Raw genomic sequence first — 17148 nt, 5'->3', positions numbered from 1 at the left:
ATCGCTAAAATAGAGTCATGGCCATAGCGCTGTGACTCTGTGTTTTATTTTGCCCCTTCAATCAACCGGTTAAATGACGTATCTTTCCTTTTCCCCCCTCCTTGGTCAAATTGTTAATGTCGGGCTTGGGCCTGCTGGTATTTTGGGCATTGGCCTAGCGGTTGCGGGGGCGCTCCTCTATTTTCTGCGCTCGATTCAGCCAGAGTTAGCGCGAGATCACGATATTTTCTTCGCCGCAGTGGCTCTTCTGTGCGGTGGGATTCTCTTTTTCCAAGGGTGGCGCCTCGATCCAATTCTGCTGTTTGGCCAGTTTCTACTAACAGGCACCGCTGCCTTTTTTGCCTACGAGAGTATTCGGCTACGACGGGTGGCCACCGAGCAGGCGCGGCGAAATACCCCGATTGTGGATGAAGAGCGACCCGTGAGCCGTAGCTACACCTATCGAGCGGAGCTGGAGGAACTCGAACCCTACGAGGATGAAGAGGAAGAGGAGGAGGATTACCCACCCCTGCGGCGAATTCGGGGCAGTCGTGAGGTGTCGCGATCGCGCTATGAAGACGAGGATGTAGAGGATGCCCCCCCGGTCGGACGTTTACCCTCGCGCCGCAGTAGCCCACCCCCTAGCCGCCCCAGTGTTCGGCGTCCCCCTTCAAGGCGTCCGCGACCGACCCCACCACCGGCAGATGAGATTGTCGATGAACCCTATCGTCCACCAACACCGACAACCCGCCGGCCAACCCGCCGACCGCCGCCGCCGATTACGGAAACTGCGGAAGTGAGCGATCGCCCTGTGCGACGGCGACCCCCCCGCCCCCGTCCGGAAGGCACAACGGATGGCAGTGAGTATGTGCCCTATCAACCCTTGGATCGTCCTCCCACTGACGAGCAAGATAACTCCGCCAATTTTGATGAATAGACCTTAATGGCAAACGAGTCGCAAAGGCAGTGAATGATGCGTCGCTCTTTTTTGGTTTCAGTTCTTGGCTTGGCAGTGATCTGTGGGGGGATACAGGAGCAGACTTGGGCGGCTCCCCTCGCGCAAGCCACTCCGGCTGCTCTGCCAGAATCGTTGCAATCCCTCCTTAACGGGTTGGATACAGCAGCCAGTCAAAAGAATCTAGAGGCAGTGCTAGCCTTTTATGACCCTGAGTTCAAAACAGGGGACGGCCTCACCCTTGAAATTTTGCGCAAACAACTGCCGACGTTTTGGCAACCCTACCGTGACATCCGCTACCGCACGACGGTGAACCGTTGGCAACAGCAGGGAAATGAGTGGATTCTAGAGATTAGTACAACCATTGAAGGAGCCGGCGGCACGAGCGATCGCCCGCAAAACATTCGTGGCAACCTGCAAGCCACCCAAGTCATCCGCAACGGCAAAATCATCCGCCAAGACATTACCAGCGAAAAAACTACGATCACGATTGGTGCGACACCGCCTACGGTGCAATTCTCCCTCCCCCAAGCCGTGCGTGCGGGTGAAGAATTTAGCCTTGATGCGATTGTGCAAGAACCCATTGGCAATGCCATTCTCCTCGGCGCCGCCAGCGATCAGCCCATCAACGCCCAAACCTACGCCAATCCTAGCCCCGTCAAATTGGAACTCCTCTCTGCGGGCGGGATTTTTAAGGTGGGACGTGCGCCTCAAGAAGCCGGTAATCGCTGGGTCTCTGTGGCCTTAATTCGCGATACGGGCATGGTTCTGATTACACAGCGACTGCGAGTGGAAAAACCATGAGTGAGTCTGAGTCAACCCCCGTAGAGGAACCTGCTGAAAGCCCTGCGGTAACTCTTGAGGTGGAGCAAAGCACACCCATTGTCAGCGGCCTTGCTTTAGAACACTGTGGAGGGCGCTACCGACTCACGTTGCCGGCCGATTTAGACTGGATTGACCTGTGGCCGCAGTTGCAACTTTACCTTGTCGGTCAAGAACACCTCTGGTCAGAGACCTTACCCGTAGATTGTGCCTGCGGACAGCGGCTTTTAGATCAGTCACAGCTTCAACAGTTGGCCGAGGCTCTCAGCGAGCATCAGTTGCGACTGGACAAGATTATTACCGAACGCCGCCAGACGGCGATCGCTGCCGCTACCCTTGGCTACAGTGTCCAGCAGGGGGAACTGCCACCCTTAATTGCAAAAGAGACTGAGGGGGACTCAGACCCCATGGCCAACCCCCTTTACTTGAAAACAACCCTGCGATCAGGCATGGAAATTCACCATGACGCCACTGTGGTGATTGTTGGCGATGTCAATGCAGGAGCCAGTATCATTGCTGCCGGCGATATTATCGTCTGGGGGCGATTACGCGGTATCGCCCACGCCGGTGCCAAGGGCAATCGGGGGGCACGGATTATGACCCTTGAAATGGCAGCCACACAGTTACGGATTGCTGATCTGTTGGCACGTACCCCAGAGCCGCCAAACCCGCCTTATCCAGAGGTGGCCTACGCCACAGACCAAGGGATTCAGATTGCCCCCGCCGATACTTGGGGGCGAGCCTTCGCCGTATCCGAGGCACCTTGAGATAATCTATTCTAGTAAGCCAATTCCTAGGGAGTTCAATGGGGCGCACGATTGTCATTACCTCGGGCAAAGGGGGCGTGGGGAAAACAACCGCCAGTGCCAATATTGGTGTGGCTTTGGCCAAATTGGGGCGATCGGTGGTGCTCATTGACGCCGACTTTGGCTTGCGCAACCTTGACCTACTACTCGGCTTGGAAAATCGCGTGGTTTACACCGCCATTGATGTGCTGACCGGGCAGTGTCGCTTGGATCAAGCCCTTGTGCGCGATAAACGCCTGAATAGGCTGGTGTTGCTGCCCGCAGCCCAAAGCCGCAATAAGGATGCCATTACCCCAGAACAGATGCGACAGTTGGCCTCAGCCCTGAGCAAGCACTATGATTACGTGCTCATTGATTGTCCAGCGGGGATCGAGGCGGGATTTCGCAATGCCATTGCCCCTGCGCAGGAAGCCTTGGTGGTGACCACGCCAGAAATTGCCGCTGTACGGGATGCCGATCGCGTGATTGGCCTGCTGGAGGCCTACCGCATTCGCAATAGCCATCTCATTTTGAATCGCTTACGCCCAGCAATGGTGGCTGCCAACGATATGATGTCCGTCGAAGATGTCCAAGAAATTCTCTCGATTCCCCTGATTGGCATTGTCCCCGAGGATGAGAAGGTGATTGTTTCCACCAACAAAGGGGAACCCTTGGTCTTGGCAGAGTCGCTGTCCCTAGCGGGGCAGGCCTTTATGAATATTGCCCGTCGCTTGGAGGGGGAAAAGGTTGAGTTTCTCGATTTAGAGGCGGCAAGCGGTGGACTCTTTGGTCGCATTCGACGCTTGTTTGGGGCAAAGGGATGATCAGTGAACTTTTAGAGCGGCTGTTTACCCGTACTCCCCCCAGTCGCACCACTGCCAAGGAGCGTTTAAAGTTAGTTCTTGCCCACGATCGCACGGCCCTGACACCGCAAATTTTGGACAATCTGCGGCGCGATATTTTAGAGGTGGTCTCCCGCTATGTGGAGCTAGAAACGGAGGGGCTAGCGGTTTCCCTAGAGTCGGATCAGCGGACAACGGCTTTGATTGCCAATTTACCGATTAAACGGCTGAAACTGTCTCCAGAGGATGTTCCGCCCCCCGAAAATTCGCCAGCAGAGGACGAGGCAGAAGAAAATTGAGTACCGTTGCAGTTGGCATAGCAGCGATCGCCAGCGCCGCGATCCTGGCACAGGCACCTTGGGCGGCTGTTTTAATCGCCCGTTTAGGATCAGGTTGGCGACGACCGACTCCCTTAACCCCCCAGCCCTCCCGCCCAGAGAACTTAGCCAAAGTCTCAATTGTTGTCCCCACCCTCAATGAGGCACAGCGGTTGCAACCCTGTTTAGAGGGCTTAATGCGTCAAGGCTATGAGGTGCGGGAAATTCTGATTGTTGATAGTCATTCCCAAGATGGCACGGCTGAAATCGTGCACGCGGCACAACACCGCGATCCGCGTCTGCGACTGGAGTTTGATCCCCCCTTACCGCCGGGGTGGGTGGGGCGGCCTTGGGCTTTACATACGGGCTTTTGTCGTGCCCATCCCGATAGTGAGTGGATTTTGGGCATTGATGCGGATACCCAACCGCAACCCGGCCTTGTAGCTAGTCTTTTGGCGACAGCAGAGCAGGAGCAACTGGATCTGATTTCTCTCTCGCCTCGCTTTATCCTCAAGACCGGCGGTGAATGGTGGCTGCAACCGGCGTTGCTCTTGACGCTGATCTACCGCTTTGGCGCAGCGCGCGCTGTGGAAACTCAGCCGGAGCGGATTCTGGCCAATGGTCAGTGCCTACTCATTCGGCGATCGCGCCTCGAGGCAATGGGCGGCTACCAAGTTGCCGCTTCCTCCTTTTGTGATGATGTAACGTTAGTGCGGGCGGCAGCAGCTAGGGGAGCACGGGTGGCCTTTCGCGATGGCTCCAAGGTGCTCAAGGTGCGGATGTATGAGGGCATGGCGGAGACATGGCGAGAATGGGGGCGATCGCTGGATCTCAAGGATGCCACCCCCGCCGCCCAGCTCTGGGGCGATGCCTATTTCCTCTGGGCAGTACAGGGATTACCGTTGCCCCTGTTGATTTTGGGCTTGATGGCACTGGCAATGACTACTCCCAGCCTTCCTTTAGAGATGGCGACACTGCTCAATGGCTTGCTGGTGCTGATCCGCTGCGGCATGACACTGGCGATCGCCCCTGTCTATGATTGGCAGACGGGTCAAGGGCACTGGCTCTTTTGGCTGTCTCCCCTTGCGGATCCCCTCGCCGCCCTGCGAATTACCCTCTCCTCTTGGCAACGCCCTAAGCAGTGGCGAGGACGCATTTATCCTGCCAAGACTCACAATTTTGAAAGTGATAGCAAAAGAAATAATCAGTAATATTCAATAATATTTATTGAAGAATTTTTATGGAGAATACCATATTAAATTTGATTAAGTACAAGATTTTTGTGCTATAATGATTGGTAAGGAATCGGATCTTGCTGTTATCAAGGAAGAATGTTAGAATCTAAACTAGATATTAAAAGAGATATTAAAGTTCTTCAAAAGCGTTACGAAGAATTAGTCAATCTAGCTAAAGAATGGAATATACATGATTTTAATTCTTGTCATGAAACTATATGCAGTAGCTTTTCAAAGATAAAAGATCACCTAGAAGAACTAGAAAACAATGTAAAGCAGAAAGAAGAATTATTTATAAGCCCAGAGTATGCAGCTATTATAGAAAGACTGTTCGGAGAACATAATATTGGATTTTTGGGTCGCTTCCCTGTATACGAAATTTTTCCCTACAGACTAATCTTTAATATAAAAAAGAAGCAGGCAAAAATCGTAGGCGATAAAATACGAGAGAAAAACTACAACTTAAATCCAGAAAGCATAGTACGATGGGTTAGTGAAAAATACAATGCCATTTGGTCAAGGCGATTCGATGAAGATGAAATTTGTCAAGAACTACTTACCGCTTATCAATACATCGTTGGGTTTAATAATGATCAGAAAGTAAGATGGGGTAGAAACATTTTAATCAGAGAGATTTATAATCTATGGACAATCAAGTCAATAGCAAAAGAGAAATATACTGAATCAATGTTTTTGGTCGACCTATCAAAGCTTTTGAGAAAAAATAGCATAGAATATAAGGATTATATTTTTATATTTTCTTCTCATAGAGATTCAAAAAATAATTATAGATTTCAATCACCAAATAATACTAGGTCTTTTGGTATCTTAGCAATTCACAAGAAGTCAGAATATAGAGCATAACTAGATTGATTATTTGGAGTTTTGGCAAGGTGAATATTAATCGCAATGATATTGAATTACTAAGTAATGGACAACCACCTGAATCTGAAGAGTTGCTTCAAAAAATGACCGTTGGTCGAGAAATATGGCTTGATTTTTTTAAGAAATATCAACTTGATTATTTTATTGCAAATGGTGGCAGTAAAGTCAAAATTTTAGTTGGGGATAAAGGAACAGGGAAAACCCATTTGATTCGTTCGATTATGCTTGATGCAAAGTCATCTGGCTATGTAACTGTTTATTTATCTGCTAAGAACTTCCGGCCAAACAACTTAGTTGACTTCTATCAATCAATACTTAAAAAAATTGACTTGGAGCTTGTTGTAAGAGGAATTTGCTGCACAGTTTCTCAGGAATTTTCTATTGATGATCAATATGATGGTTCAGAAGTGTTCATTCCTAGGATTAGAGATCAATATCCCAATACGCAAATTGCAACTAGTGAAATCAAAAAAGCAATTTCCAAAATAATTAAAAAATATGATTTTACCCCATCATTTCAGTCATTTGTTTATCAAGTTGTATACAATAGGATGATTGCTAATCAGCAGGATGCTATAGAAAAAGCAAAGAAGTGGCTTTCTGCAACCAATGACATTACTAAAGAAGAAAAAAAAGAATTTAAGTCCTTACTTCTTTTTGAAGAAATTAGAAAGTTTAATGCTCGAGACTGGATTAACTCTCTTGTTCAACTAATAAGACTTGCAGGTAATAAAGGTTTAGTTATTAGTGTGGATGATCTTGAAGTTCTAACTGAGAAAAATCCTGAAACTCACAGATATAGTTATACTAAAAATGCTATTTCGGATGTTTATGAAATTATTCGACAGCTTATTGATGATACTGAAGTATTAGAATATTGCTTATTCATTTTTGCTGGCAACTCTGATCTTGTTACAAATCATGAGCGTGGTTTTCGTTCTTATGATGCTCTTTGGATACGTTTACAAAATGGATTCAAGGAATGCGATAGATTTAATCCTTTTTCTGATTTGCTTGACATTAATAAACATCTAAAGGAATTACAAAGCAAGTATCTTCCTGAGATTAATCAAAAAACTTATAGCCTCTTACAACAAGCTTCATTAAGGGATGATCAACTTGATTTTCCTAGCAACTATCTAAAGAACTTTTCTCAACTTCAACAAGTGGTAATAGAGGCAGTAGTAAAGGCAGTAAAGGATCAAAAAAAGCGTGAATTATAAATAAAAATTGATTTATGGAGATACAGGATTTTGAGTGATATATGGTTACTAATTTAGATAAAAACACGGCAATTGCTATTATTGAGTCTCTTCGTGCTGGTATTCCTACCAGAGTCTCAATACGTGAACTTCCTGATTTAAGACCTGATCTAACAACAAAAATTATTCGAGATTTAGAACAGCTGGCTGTAGGTAATAAACAAAAGGGTAGATTTATATGGGGTGGCTACGGTCAAGGAAAAACCCACGAATTAACCAATATTGAATATAAAGCTCTGGAGATGGGTTTTGCCGTTAGTAGAGTTACTCTTAGTCGTGAATTATCTGGTCAGCATATGTTGCGTTTGTATGCAAAGCTGGCCTCATCTATCAGAACTCCAGATTCTAAACTGTTTGGTATTCAGCATAAGTTGAATACTAAAAGAGCAGATGATTTAAATGATATTTATATTCATGCCCAAAATAGATACACCCATGAATTACCACTGATTGTTCTTGAAAATTATTTTTACGCTAATGAAGAAGAAAGTGAGTTGCTGTATGGTGATTTGATTGGATGCCGATTACCAATATCTGAGATTAAAAGAGTTCATAAAAAAAGAGGCCAAGATTTTCCAAAATTACCTGTTTTTAAAATTGCAAATCATAGTCGTGCTTACTGTGAGCTAATGTCCGATGTATTAACTTGGTGTGGTTATAAAGGTTGGGTTATCCTAATTGACGAAGTTGAGCTTATTGCACGTTTAGGTAAGGTGGCTAGGTTGAATGCTTACAGAAATTTAAATTGGCTTTTAAACTGGTCAAATGACAATTTATTCCCTATCTACTGCGTTTGTGCAGCAGCCGATCCCCTCCAAACTCGTTGGATCAACACTGAGTTAAAGAAAGAGACTTCATCTCAAATTAAAGTCTTTGATAAGACTTTAATACCTAATTTAGCAAGAGAAAAGTTTGATGAGACTGATGAAAGAAAAATGATTAACTTTTTTGAGCAGGCATTAGATGAAAATCAATGTCCTAAGCTCCTTCCAGTAGAATCAAGACAGCTAGAGCAAATAATGCACTTCTTGGTCAATATTCATGCTTCATGCTATGAATGGATCCCTAAATTAGATATCCCTAGTTTTATTGAATCTCTAGGTTACGTCTCATTGAGAATCTATATTCGTGCTTTGCTTGAATCACTAGATATTGACTTTTTATACAATTTTGATTTCAAACCCAAACTTGATGATCTGGTTGATGGCTTGGATGTTAATCTAGAAGATAATGAGTTTTTCAGTGAGGATTCATAGTTAGTCGTGATTCCCTTGCATATTCTTTTACATGAATAGCTGATTTCTTCTTTGCGCGTGACGAATCTACTCTTAACTACTGCCCAAGAGGCACTTGCCCCAACGTTTAACGAAATTGATGGCCGCGTTAAGGAAAATTTGGATCGGGTTCTAGGGGCGTTTCGGCAGCAGCGGCTGGGGGTGCATCACTTCAGTAGCATGACGGGCTATGGTCATGGCGACCTAGGGCGTGAGGTGCTGGATCGCGTTTTTGCGCAGGTGATGGGGGCTGAGGCGGCCTTGGTGCGGGTGCAATTTGTTTCTGGTACCCACGCGATCGCCACGGCGCTATTTGGTGTGCTCCGCCCTGGGGATGAACTGATTTCCCTTGCGGGTGCCCCCTACGACACCCTAGAAGAGGTGATTGGCCTGCGGGGTCGCGGCCAAGGTTCCCTCAAGGACTTTGGGATTCACTATCGCCAGATTCCCCTCCTGAGTACGGGCGAACCGGATTGGGGGGCGATCGCCACCTGTGTTCAACCTCAAACCCGCATGGTGCTCATTCAACGCTCCTGTGGCTATACATGGCGGCCGAGCCTCAGCCTTGAGGACATTGGCAAAATGATCCAACTGATCAAGGGGCAAAATCCCAATGTGGTTTGTTTTGTGGATAATTGCTACGGCGAATTTGTCGAGACCCAAGAACCGCCCCATGTTGGCGCCGATTTGATTGCGGGTTCTCTGATTAAAAATCCCGGCGGCACGATCGCCACCGCGGGGGGCTACTTAGCAGGACGCGCTGATCTCATTGAGCAAGCCAGTTATCGCCTTACGGCACCGGGGATTGGCCACGAAGGGGGTGCCACATTTGATCAACATCGTCTGCTCTTTCAAGGGCTGTTCTTAGCACCGCAAATGGTCGGCGAAGCCCTCAAGTGCGCCCATCTCTTGGCCTATGTCTTTGACCAATTGGGTTATCCCGTCAACCCCGCCCCCCTTGCCCCCCGCCGCGATGTCATTCAAGCGATCCAATTGGGCAGTCCTGAAAAGCTGATTGCCTTTTGCCGTACGTTGCAACGTTACTCCCCGGTGGGTTCCTATCTTGATCCTGTACCTGCGCCCATGCCCGGCTATGCCGATGATCTAGTGATGGCTGGGGGCACGTTTATTGACGGCAGCACGTCGGAACTGTCTGCCGATGGCCCTTTGCGTCCACCCTATATTGTCTTTTGTCAGGGGGGAACCCACTGGACCCATATGGCCTTGATTTTAGAGGCTCTCCTAGAGGATCAGGCTTTTTGAGGCCAGCCGTAGGCTTGGGCAACCGCTTCCCATTGGCACAAAATGCTCTGCTCAAAGGCGTCCTGCCACGTGGGGCACGTTGCTTGGGTGATCTGGTGTGCCTGTGTTCCCATCCGCTGGCGATAGGGGGCATCATCTAACAGCGGGGTAATGGCGGCTGCCCAATCTTGGGGGTCGCGACTGTAAACCACCACCCCATCCTCCCCTGAGGTTTGGACATATTTGCGCCCGCCATCAAACCCAGAAATGACGACGGGTAATCCTGCCGCCCGTGCTTCCACCACTACATTGGGCCCTGTTTCCGACTCTGAGGGAAAGACAAATAGATCACTGCTGGCATAAATTGCCCCTAATTTTTCTTGGGGTACCTTGCCTGTGAGGGTGACGCGATCGCCCAAAAGGTCTTTGACAAGGGTAGCCTGTGCCCCTTCGCCAACAATCAACACATGGAATGCCTTTCCTTGATTGGTTAACACTTGAGCTGCCTGCGCCAACAGGAGCACATTTTTACTGGCATCTACCCGACCGACAAAAAGCGCGATCGGCACCTCTGGCAGGTGATACTCCTCCCGTAGCCATTGGGGATTGCGAAATCGCGGATGAAAGCGATCGCGATCGATGCCCCGCTGAAACCACGCCACCCGCTCAGGGGGCAAAAACGTGAGCAGCCAATCGGCATCCTGCTGCCGCGAGACCAAGACGCGATCGCTAGCACGCATAAAGCCCGCTAATTTACGTTCGGCTCGGTAACCAAACCACTGATCCACTTGTAATTTCTCCAGCCATAGCCACCGCCAAAATTCTCGCCCCCAACTGCGGCCACTCATGCGCCAAATAATTTCCCGCGAATAGGTGCGGGTCAATAAGGGCAAATCCGTGTGAATCGAACTGAGGAGAGGACGATGGTACTGGCGACAAAAGCGGCGCACCGTTTGAGCAAAGCTAAAAGTATCCGTAATGTGAAACACCTGATGTTGGGGTAAATAACGGCGCAATCCCCAATGCAAGGGAGCTACATCGGTCACGCCTGCCCCTTGGCGCATAATTTCCAGTGAGTGCGTGCTGAACTGGGGCGGTAGCAATTGGTAGCGAACATTGGCTGCTACCTCTAGGGTTTGCTGTTTGGCACCAAGGAAGTAAATGGTCAGGTCAACGCGGTCTGGGTAGTGGCTGGCAGCTTCCGCAAAACGTTCCCAACATTTGACGTGTCCCCCGGCATTGGGTTGCCATTCTAGGCAAATAAAGACAGCAACAGATAGTGGTTGTGGCAATCCAGACTCCTCAAGGTTGCGTTTTGCTAAAGATTAACTGAATATCGCATTTAGAGTCATTCACAGTGAGCAATAATGGGCTACCGTAATCGCGCGATCGCCATTCTCTTAGCCTTGGCCGGCATCTTTCTCCCCGGACTCCATAAGTTTTATTTGCGCCAACCCCTGTGGGGTGGCGTTTACCTCATGCTGGGGCTACTCTTTTCGACGGTGCCCTACGGTTCTCTGGGTAGCATTGCTCGCATTGCCTGTGTGATTGAGGCCGTGTGGTATTTGTTTCAGGGAGCCGATGCCTTTGATGCCACCTTCAATCCTGAGATTAGTGCCGTCGTTCCGAAGCTCCCCGCGTCTCGTCTTGAGGAAGCGAATTAATACCGCCAGTAGCGACGACCTTGCCAAAAAATCCCCACGGCTGTGCCAATCAGGAACACCTCTGTGAGTGGAAAAAATAGGGGGCGCAGTCCCAAGGTGCCGCTAAAAAAGCTCAAGAACACACTGGCCATTAGGACACACAGAAATAACGCCCAGAGGGTGCCGCTATAGATCGGCGCTGGGTTAAACCACACCTCCAAAGAGATCACTGCCACCATTCCAAGGCCAATGCTCAGACCAAGGCGGACTAACAGACCCAAAGGAGGCTGAAGTAGGATGATCAACGCCTCGCCGACAGATGCGACGGCACCGGCAATATAGTAAAGCCCCGTATCAAACAGCGCTGCAAGCAGGGCAACAAGAAGACCTGTGGGCACCAGCGATCGCCAAGGCAGTGCCTTAAACTGTTGCCAAGGATCGGACACAAGCAAGACTCACAATAAGTATGTGGGTAGAACCTAGGGCATAGGTAGATCGCCGAGGCTCATTTCCAGTTCCATGCGCTGTTCTATCTGGCGCAGAAAATACCCCGTCATCATGGCTGAGGCCAATAACCCCGCAAGGTTGTCGCGATCGGTGGCAATTTGGACATTAAAATCCTCGGAGGGAAGGCCGCCCACGAGACCTTGGACATTCTGGCTGATAATTTGGCGAATTTCTGGACTGACGGAACGGGCAATACGGGTTAAAACTTCTGGCGATTGGCTTTGTAGGTACTTCAGGAGCAGATTGGGCTGCCCATCATCCGTAGAAGACTGGTAGAAATTAGCGTTTCCGGGATCAAAAACCATAGGCAGTGCTCGTTAGTTATGTTAACTATATGTTACCAAACCAAAATGCGCTACTAGAGCGAAGACTCCCGTGCTACCTGCTCTACCTGTAGAATAGACCTCAGCACTCGGTGAGACTGAATACACAAGGATTCTTGCATGACCGCCCTCGATCAGCTTCAGCCTGCCAACCCCCGGGAAGTCAATATCTTTGCCCCCTATATGCGTGCTGAGAAACGTCCGCTGCTGCCCTTGGGCATCGCCCTCTACCGTTTGGGGAAGTTGGAGGGACAACGGGGGATTGAAGGCGGTAACAATGTTGATTTTATTGCCACATGGACAATCGCCAATTTGCCGGCGGATTTATCCCGTTGTACGGTGACCTTTGATAATTCGCCTGATCTACAGTACGAAATGTCCATCACCACGTTTGAACTGGTGGATCATCTCATTGATGTAATTATTAACTATAAAAAACATCGTATTGCCGATTTTTCAAAAGCGTTTTATCGTAAGCTGTTACGGCTTGACTAAGGATAGCGTGTTCAGGGTTGGGGTTGTGGGAGGAGTAACTAAACGGTGGCAAAGCATTTATTAATTGGTTCCATTGTGCCCTATAGCGGTAAGTCGGCAACGGTTTTAGGCTTGGCCAAGCTCTGTCGCGATCGCCATCTGCGCATTGCCTATGGTAAGCCCTTGGGCACCTACCAACCCGCTACCGAGAGTGAAGACACTGAAGCCGATGTCAGTTTTTTACAGCAAACCCTCAACCTAGAGAATGTGCGGCCGACATTGCTCACGCTGACGCCAGAAGCCATCAAGGCACGGCTCATGGGCACAGATCAGCAGGATTATCGCCAAGCCCTAGCAGCCTATCACACTATCAATAGTGAAGACTTGGTGCTCCTCGAAGGGCCAGCCACATTAGCCGAGGGGCGGCTGTTTGATTTGGGGTTAGCTCAGATGGCAGCGGTGTTGGATGCACCCATTTTACTGGTGGTGCGCTACGAGTCCCCCTTGGTGGTGGAATCGCTCCTCCTCGCCAAGTCGGAATTGGGCGATCGCCTATTGGGGGTGATCATCAACGATATTCCCCAACCTGAAGCCCAACCCTTGCCTGCCATTCGCCAATATCTCGAGGCACACCAAATTCCAGTTTTTGGTATGTTGCCCCGCAGTCAGTTGCTGCGCAGTGTCAGTGTCAAGGAATTGGTACGCCAGTTAAATGCCGAAGTTTTGTGCCGTCCGGATCGCTTGGATTTGCTGGTAGAAGAACTCACCATTGGGGCAATGAACGTCAGTGCTGCCTTGAAGTATTTCCGTAAAGCGAACAATATGGCGGTGATTACCGGGGGCGATCGCACCGATATTCAATGGGCGGCCTTGGAGACCTCCACCCACTGTCTGATCCTCACGGGGCATTTGCCGCCTTCCCCTGCGATTCTTGCCCGTGCCGAAGAGTTGGAAATTCCCATTCTCTCGGTGGACTTAGACACCCTAACAGCCGTGGAAATTGTGGATCGTGCCTTTGGTCAGGTGCGCCTCCATGAAATCGCTAAAGTCAAATGCGTCGAACAAATGATGCAGGAGCATGTGGAGGGCGATCGCCTGTTAGCACAACTGGGACTCTTGACCGTTGAGGCCTAGCGCTGGAAGGTTAAGGCAAAAATCAGGACTTGGGTCGGTGTCTTGCCATCAAAGTTGTTGTCGCCAATGATGTAGAGCGATCGCGCCCCATCGGCCAAGGGGGGACCCAAGCTCATCCCCTCCAAATTGGTCAAGGGAATCCCCAGCGTCTTGAAATCCAAAATCAGCCGTTTCTGCACAGGGCGGAGAGTGCGCAGATCAACCGGTAACGTGGCCATGCCAAGGGTATCTGTCGCCCCTGCCAAGGATACTTCAAAGAGCTTGATGCCATGCCCTGCTCCCGGACTATAGGTGCGCTCCAAGCTCAGAAAATGGCCACCATTGTCAAGGGCAAGTAGCTCCACGAGGCCATTAAACACGGCCTCTGAGGGTTCCAAGGGATAGAGATGCTCCGCCACCAACACAGGGGCAACATCCCCCCGCAGGTAATGGAGCAGGCGGCAGTAAATGGGAATATTGGGGCGGACATCTTGGGCAAGGGCTGATTCAACGCCGACAAACAGGCGATCGCCCGCCGGCGAAAGCGTCAGTGCCTCAAAACCGAGATTATTGCGAATGCCCTGCTGACCATTGGGGAGATAGTACTTGGGCATAGGGAGAGCTGCAATGGTTCGTCCATTCGCGCGCTCAAACTCTTTGATCCAAGGGGGGCTAGCCGTGGCCGTTACCCCTTCACTGCTAATTACAAGGTGCCCCTCAGGCGTCAGCGCAATCCCCTCAGTGTCGGCAGTGTTGGGCGGATACACCTCACCATTAGGCTGCTGGAGAAAGGTTACGTCCTTGGGGGTAATGGTTTCGGGAGTGATTTCGAGGGTGTAAAACCGAGGTTGCTGGCGATCGTCACTAATGGCATAGAACTGCTGTTGACGCGGATCGTAGATCAAACCCGACAGCCCCCCCACCTCGGTATTCTGCCACTGGCTGCCAACGGCTAATTGCACTTCGCCACGAAATTCCACCCCGACATTCAGAAACAGGCGCTCCTCTGCTCGCACTTGAGGCAGGGCACATCCCCACAGGAAGCCAAGGAGCAGAATTGCCGTTAGCAGGTGTCGCCAGGGCATGGGTGTGTCTTAGCGGTTGCGGTTTGTGCCTTGACCGCCCCCCTGTTGATTTGGGCGCTGGGGAGACGCGGGTTGATTCGCTTGATTGGGTCGCTGGGCATTATTGCCACCGCTCTGTTGCACGGCAAACTGAATCGCCTCAGGGGTTTGTACCAGTTGAATTTGACCCGCCACAGGATCGTTGGTGCTCAACATGGTTGCCACCAAATTATCCAGCATGACGACGCGAATCCCGGTATCCTTGGCCAGTTCAGGACGCTGCTGGCGGGCTTGATCCACTTCCCGTTGGAGTTGGGTTTTATCAAAGTAAAAGGGAATAAACCGCTGGGTGCGGGTCTGGCCGTTTTCGCGCATTTGGGCTTCAATGGCAATGGGGTTGCCTGTTTTGCTATCTGCTAGGAAAAAGAGGGGGGTACCGCCCATGAACGGCCTACCATCCTTGGTGAGAATTTTGCCATCGCGTTCCACTAGATCGCCACTTTGTTTGAGCAGATTCACCGCTGCTTCCAGTTGTGGTCTGGAGGGGATAATGTCCACACCAATGGCAGGATTTTTTTGGCTTTCGAGGGCAATTTTCACCGCCCCACTGAGAGCGGCTGCCGAGACCCGCGCCACGCGACCCACATCCGGTTGCTGGGTTTTAATGGTGTTCAGGGCAGTTTGGGCATCCTGCTGATTGACAAAGAAGGTAAAAACTTGAATTTTCTTGCTTTGATCTTGGGGATTGGGCATCTCAAAGGTCAGCGGTTCCCCCTTATCATTGGTGATCATAAAAATGGGCACATTGTTGAGGATGCGCAACACTTGTTCTTCGGGCAAGGCAGTGGCAATGTCATAGCGGCTGATGGCGGGTGCTAGCCATAGGCTACTCACTAACCCTGCCAAAACACCCAAGTGTGCCAATCTTTTCATACAGTCTCCTAATTCATGCTTGATTGCAGTCGGTTAACTCTCCCAATCCCATTCTTCACGTGTGGAGAGAGGGGCGATCGCCCTGTAGTACCTAACTCACACCAAAACTTATGCACGTAACAAGTGAGTATTTTTACATATGAAGTACTCCCTTTGCTTTCCCACCCTAAGCCAATTTGACGCAAGGGACAAGGGGCAAGTTTCTAAAGTCGATGGGGAACTAGCGTTCAGTATCTAGGGAGCCTATACTGGTGCTGCTTTGGAACCAGCCCTTGCGCCAGAAAAAGAAAAATAAACTGCCCGCCACGGTAAGCATGACCGCCCAGCAGGCTGGATAGCCCCAATACCACTCCAGTTCAGGCATATTCCAAGGGGAGGTATCGGGATCAAAGTTCATGCCATAGATACCGACAATAAAGGTCAGCGGTATGAAAATGGTCGAAATGATCGTCAGAATTTTCATAATTTCGTTCATTTTATTGCCAACGGAAGAAAGATACACATCCATCAAACTGGCCGCCAGTTCACGGTAGGTTTCCACCATATCTAGCACTTGAATGGCATGGTCATAGCAATCTCGTAGGTAGATGCGCACTTCCTCGGAGAGAAGGGGGCTGGGATCGCGAATCATGGCATTGATGGCATCCCGTTGTGGCCAAATGGCACGGCGCAGCGCCAGTAATTCGCGGCGCACTTGGTGGACTTCTTCGAGAATGGCGCGACTAGGACGGGTAACTACGGCATCTTCTAATTCCTCAATGCGCTCGCCGTAGTCTTCTAGAACCGGGTAAAAGCCATCAATAATGGCATCCAAAAGGGCATAGGCTAAATAATCGGGGCCATAGCGACGAATGATGCCGCGACTGGTGCGAATCCGCTGCCGAACCATGTCAAAACAATCCCGTTCGGGTTCTTCTTGTACTGTGAGCAAGAAATGCGGCCCCAAGACAAAGCTCACTTGTTCAGTATAAAAGCCGTGTTCATTTTCCTTGGGGGTGACCATGCGGGTAATCAGCACAAGGTAATCGTCATGATCCTCAACTTTGGGGCGCTGGGGGACATTGACAATATCTTCAAGGACAATGGGGTGCAGGTGAAAAACTTGGCCAAGTCGCCGCATCACGTCTTCATCGCCAATCCCTTGAACATCTATCCAACTGACGGAGGGACTGCTGAGGTAGGGGCCACATTCTTCCGGCGTTTCTAAAACGCGACGGCTGGCCTGATCCGGCTGATAGTCAATGAGAATAATTGTCGGCGGTGGCGCATCGGCCTCAATACTGAGGGTACCGGGCATGGCGCCGGGTTCATCAAAGAAGTAATCTTCGAGATAGTTATCTTCTTCCTCGGCGGGGGGTGTGGGGTCTGGCGGGGCAGCACTACGGAAAAAGTGAAAGGGTTTTCTGGCCATAAAGGGGGAAATCGACAGAGTGCAAACGGGCTAACTAGAAACCTAGGGCAAATGGGGCGGCAACGTCCCAAAATCGCCTGAA

The 17148-nt window shown here is 49.9% G+C and carries 19 protein-coding genes; 13 read left to right on the top strand and 6 right to left on the bottom strand.

Annotated elements, in window-relative coordinates; all coding sequences use genetic code 11:
* Positions 1–73 precede the first annotated feature (73 nt).
* From RHJ80_RS06820 to RHJ80_RS06775, 10 genes are all read left to right on the top strand, one after another.
* Positions 74–916 carry a Ycf66 family protein gene (locus RHJ80_RS06820; protein WP_302677870.1) on the top strand — a complete coding sequence of 281 codons (843 nt, stop codon included), beginning with the start codon at positions 74–76 and terminating at the stop codon, positions 914–916.
* Positions 917–949: 33 nt separating this feature from the next.
* Positions 950–1738, top strand: a complete 789-nt coding sequence (locus tag RHJ80_RS06815; RefSeq protein ID WP_225901512.1) for a nuclear transport factor 2 family protein — start codon at positions 950–952, stop codon at positions 1736–1738.
* Positions 1735–2523 (top strand): septum site-determining protein MinC, encoded by a 789-nt coding sequence (gene minC / locus RHJ80_RS06810; RefSeq protein WP_206199513.1) that lies wholly within the window; start codon positions 1735–1737, stop codon positions 2521–2523. Before RHJ80_RS06815 ends, minC begins: the two co-directional genes overlap by 4 nt.
* Positions 2524–2561: 38 nt before the next feature.
* Positions 2562–3365: a septum site-determining protein MinD gene (minD, locus tag RHJ80_RS06805; RefSeq protein WP_206199512.1), complete on the top strand. Its 804-nt coding sequence runs from the start codon at positions 2562–2564 to the stop codon at positions 3363–3365.
* On the top strand, positions 3362–3682 hold the full coding sequence (gene minE, locus RHJ80_RS06800; RefSeq protein WP_206199511.1) for a cell division topological specificity factor MinE: 321 nt from the start codon (positions 3362–3364) through the stop codon (positions 3680–3682). Before minD ends, minE begins: the two co-directional genes overlap by 4 nt.
* Entirely contained in the window at positions 3679–4911 is a 1233-nt protein-coding gene (cruG, locus tag RHJ80_RS06795) for a 2'-O-glycosyltransferase CruG (RefSeq protein ID WP_310800064.1), read from the top strand. Before minE ends, cruG begins: the two co-directional genes overlap by 4 nt.
* Positions 4912–5031: 120 nt before the next feature.
* A complete protein-coding gene (locus tag RHJ80_RS06790; protein ID WP_310800063.1) occupies positions 5032–5799 on the top strand; it encodes a hypothetical protein in 768 nt (255 codons plus the stop codon).
* Between the two features lie 29 nt (positions 5800–5828).
* Entirely contained in the window at positions 5829–7043 is a 1215-nt protein-coding gene (locus tag RHJ80_RS06785) for a BREX system ATP-binding domain-containing protein (protein WP_310800062.1), read from the top strand.
* A 41-nt stretch (positions 7044–7084) separates the two neighbouring features.
* Entirely contained in the window at positions 7085–8338 is a 1254-nt protein-coding gene (locus RHJ80_RS06780) for a BREX system ATP-binding domain-containing protein (protein WP_310800061.1), read from the top strand.
* 57 nt (positions 8339–8395) lie between these two features.
* Positions 8396–9619, top strand: coding sequence for a methionine gamma-lyase family protein (locus RHJ80_RS06775; RefSeq protein WP_310800060.1), 1224 nt, complete (start codon positions 8396–8398; stop codon positions 9617–9619).
* On the opposite strand, the gene RHJ80_RS06770 is transcribed toward RHJ80_RS06775, so the two are convergent.
* A complete protein-coding gene (locus tag RHJ80_RS06770; RefSeq protein WP_310800628.1) occupies positions 9607–10890 on the bottom strand; it encodes a glycosyltransferase in 1284 nt (427 codons plus the stop codon). The two genes, RHJ80_RS06775 and RHJ80_RS06770, sit on opposite strands and share 13 nt — an antisense overlap.
* A gap of 75 nt (positions 10891–10965) precedes the next feature.
* On the opposite strand from RHJ80_RS06770, the gene RHJ80_RS06765 reads away from it, so the two are divergent.
* Entirely contained in the window at positions 10966–11262 is a 297-nt protein-coding gene (locus tag RHJ80_RS06765; protein WP_225901511.1) for a TM2 domain-containing protein, read from the top strand.
* Here RHJ80_RS06765 and RHJ80_RS06760 read toward each other — a convergent pair.
* Both RHJ80_RS06760 and RHJ80_RS06755 read right to left on the bottom strand, forming a co-directional pair.
* Positions 11259–11687, bottom strand: coding sequence for a hypothetical protein (locus RHJ80_RS06760; RefSeq protein ID WP_206199508.1), 429 nt, complete (start codon positions 11685–11687; stop codon positions 11259–11261). The two genes, RHJ80_RS06765 and RHJ80_RS06760, sit on opposite strands and share 4 nt — an antisense overlap.
* A 33-nt stretch (positions 11688–11720) precedes the next feature.
* Positions 11721–12053, bottom strand: coding sequence for a DUF760 domain-containing protein (locus RHJ80_RS06755; RefSeq protein WP_206199507.1), 333 nt, complete (start codon positions 12051–12053; stop codon positions 11721–11723).
* Between the two features lie 138 nt (positions 12054–12191).
* Between RHJ80_RS06755 and ebsA the strand changes: the two genes are divergently transcribed.
* Positions 12192–12566 carry a type IV pilus biogenesis protein EbsA gene (ebsA, locus tag RHJ80_RS06750; RefSeq protein ID WP_206199506.1) on the top strand — a complete coding sequence of 125 codons (375 nt, stop codon included), beginning with the start codon at positions 12192–12194 and terminating at the stop codon, positions 12564–12566.
* 45 nt (positions 12567–12611) lie between these two features.
* Entirely contained in the window at positions 12612–13679 is a 1068-nt protein-coding gene (locus RHJ80_RS06745; RefSeq protein WP_310800627.1) for a phosphotransacetylase family protein, read from the top strand.
* On the opposite strand, the gene RHJ80_RS06740 is transcribed toward RHJ80_RS06745, so the two are convergent.
* The 3 genes from RHJ80_RS06740 to corA all read right to left on the bottom strand — a co-directional run bounded on the left by RHJ80_RS06740 (position 13676) and on the right by corA (position 17066).
* Positions 13676–14743, bottom strand: coding sequence for an esterase-like activity of phytase family protein (locus tag RHJ80_RS06740; protein ID WP_206199504.1), 1068 nt, complete (start codon positions 14741–14743; stop codon positions 13676–13678). The two genes, RHJ80_RS06745 and RHJ80_RS06740, sit on opposite strands and share 4 nt — an antisense overlap.
* Before the next feature lie 9 nt (positions 14744–14752).
* Positions 14753–15655, bottom strand: coding sequence for a Tic22 family protein (locus RHJ80_RS06735; protein WP_206199503.1), 903 nt, complete (start codon positions 15653–15655; stop codon positions 14753–14755).
* Positions 15656–15875: 220 nt separating this feature from the next.
* Positions 15876–17066: a magnesium/cobalt transporter CorA gene (gene corA / locus RHJ80_RS06730; protein WP_206199502.1), complete on the bottom strand. Its 1191-nt coding sequence runs from the start codon at positions 17064–17066 to the stop codon at positions 15876–15878.
* Between the last annotated feature and the right edge of the window lie 82 nt (positions 17067–17148).

It is taken from the genome of Thermosynechococcus sp. QS41 (assembly GCF_031583515.1).
Lineage (GTDB): Bacteria > Cyanobacteriota > Cyanobacteriia > Thermosynechococcales > Thermosynechococcaceae > Thermosynechococcus.
Note: the sequence above shows the minus strand (reverse complement) of the source record. Positions and strands in the feature narration are given on the sequence as shown.

What these genes read in the sequence shown, in the direction of transcription:
- RHJ80_RS06755 (WP_206199507.1), bottom strand. Translation starts at nt 12,053, where the DNA reads ATGGTTTTTGATCCCGGAAACGCTAATTTCTACCAGTCTTCTACGGAT.
- RHJ80_RS06780 (WP_310800061.1), top strand. Translation starts at nt 7,085, where the DNA reads ATGGTTACTAATTTAGATAAAAACACGGCAATTGCTATTATTGAGTCT.
- ebsA (WP_206199506.1), top strand. Translation starts at nt 12,192, where the DNA reads ATGACCGCCCTCGATCAGCTTCAGCCTGCCAACCCCCGGGAAGTCAAT.
- RHJ80_RS06735 (WP_206199503.1), bottom strand. Translation starts at nt 15,655, where the DNA reads ATGAAAAGATTGGCACACTTGGGTGTTTTGGCAGGGTTAGTGAGTAGC.
- RHJ80_RS06820 (WP_302677870.1), top strand. Translation starts at nt 74, where the DNA reads ATGACGTATCTTTCCTTTTCCCCCCTCCTTGGTCAAATTGTTAATGTC.
- RHJ80_RS06740 (WP_206199504.1), bottom strand. Translation starts at nt 14,743, where the DNA reads ATGCCCTGGCGACACCTGCTAACGGCAATTCTGCTCCTTGGCTTCCTG.
- RHJ80_RS06790 (WP_310800063.1), top strand. Translation starts at nt 5,032, where the DNA reads ATGTTAGAATCTAAACTAGATATTAAAAGAGATATTAAAGTTCTTCAA.
- corA (WP_206199502.1), bottom strand. Translation starts at nt 17,066, where the DNA reads ATGGCCAGAAAACCCTTTCACTTTTTCCGTAGTGCTGCCCCGCCAGAC.
- minD (WP_206199512.1), top strand. Translation starts at nt 2,562, where the DNA reads ATGGGGCGCACGATTGTCATTACCTCGGGCAAAGGGGGCGTGGGGAAA.
- RHJ80_RS06765 (WP_225901511.1), top strand. Translation starts at nt 10,966, where the DNA reads ATGGGCTACCGTAATCGCGCGATCGCCATTCTCTTAGCCTTGGCCGGC.
- minC (WP_206199513.1), top strand. Translation starts at nt 1,735, where the DNA reads ATGAGTGAGTCTGAGTCAACCCCCGTAGAGGAACCTGCTGAAAGCCCT.
- RHJ80_RS06815 (WP_225901512.1), top strand. Translation starts at nt 950, where the DNA reads ATGATGCGTCGCTCTTTTTTGGTTTCAGTTCTTGGCTTGGCAGTGATC.
- minE (WP_206199511.1), top strand. Translation starts at nt 3,362, where the DNA reads ATGATCAGTGAACTTTTAGAGCGGCTGTTTACCCGTACTCCCCCCAGT.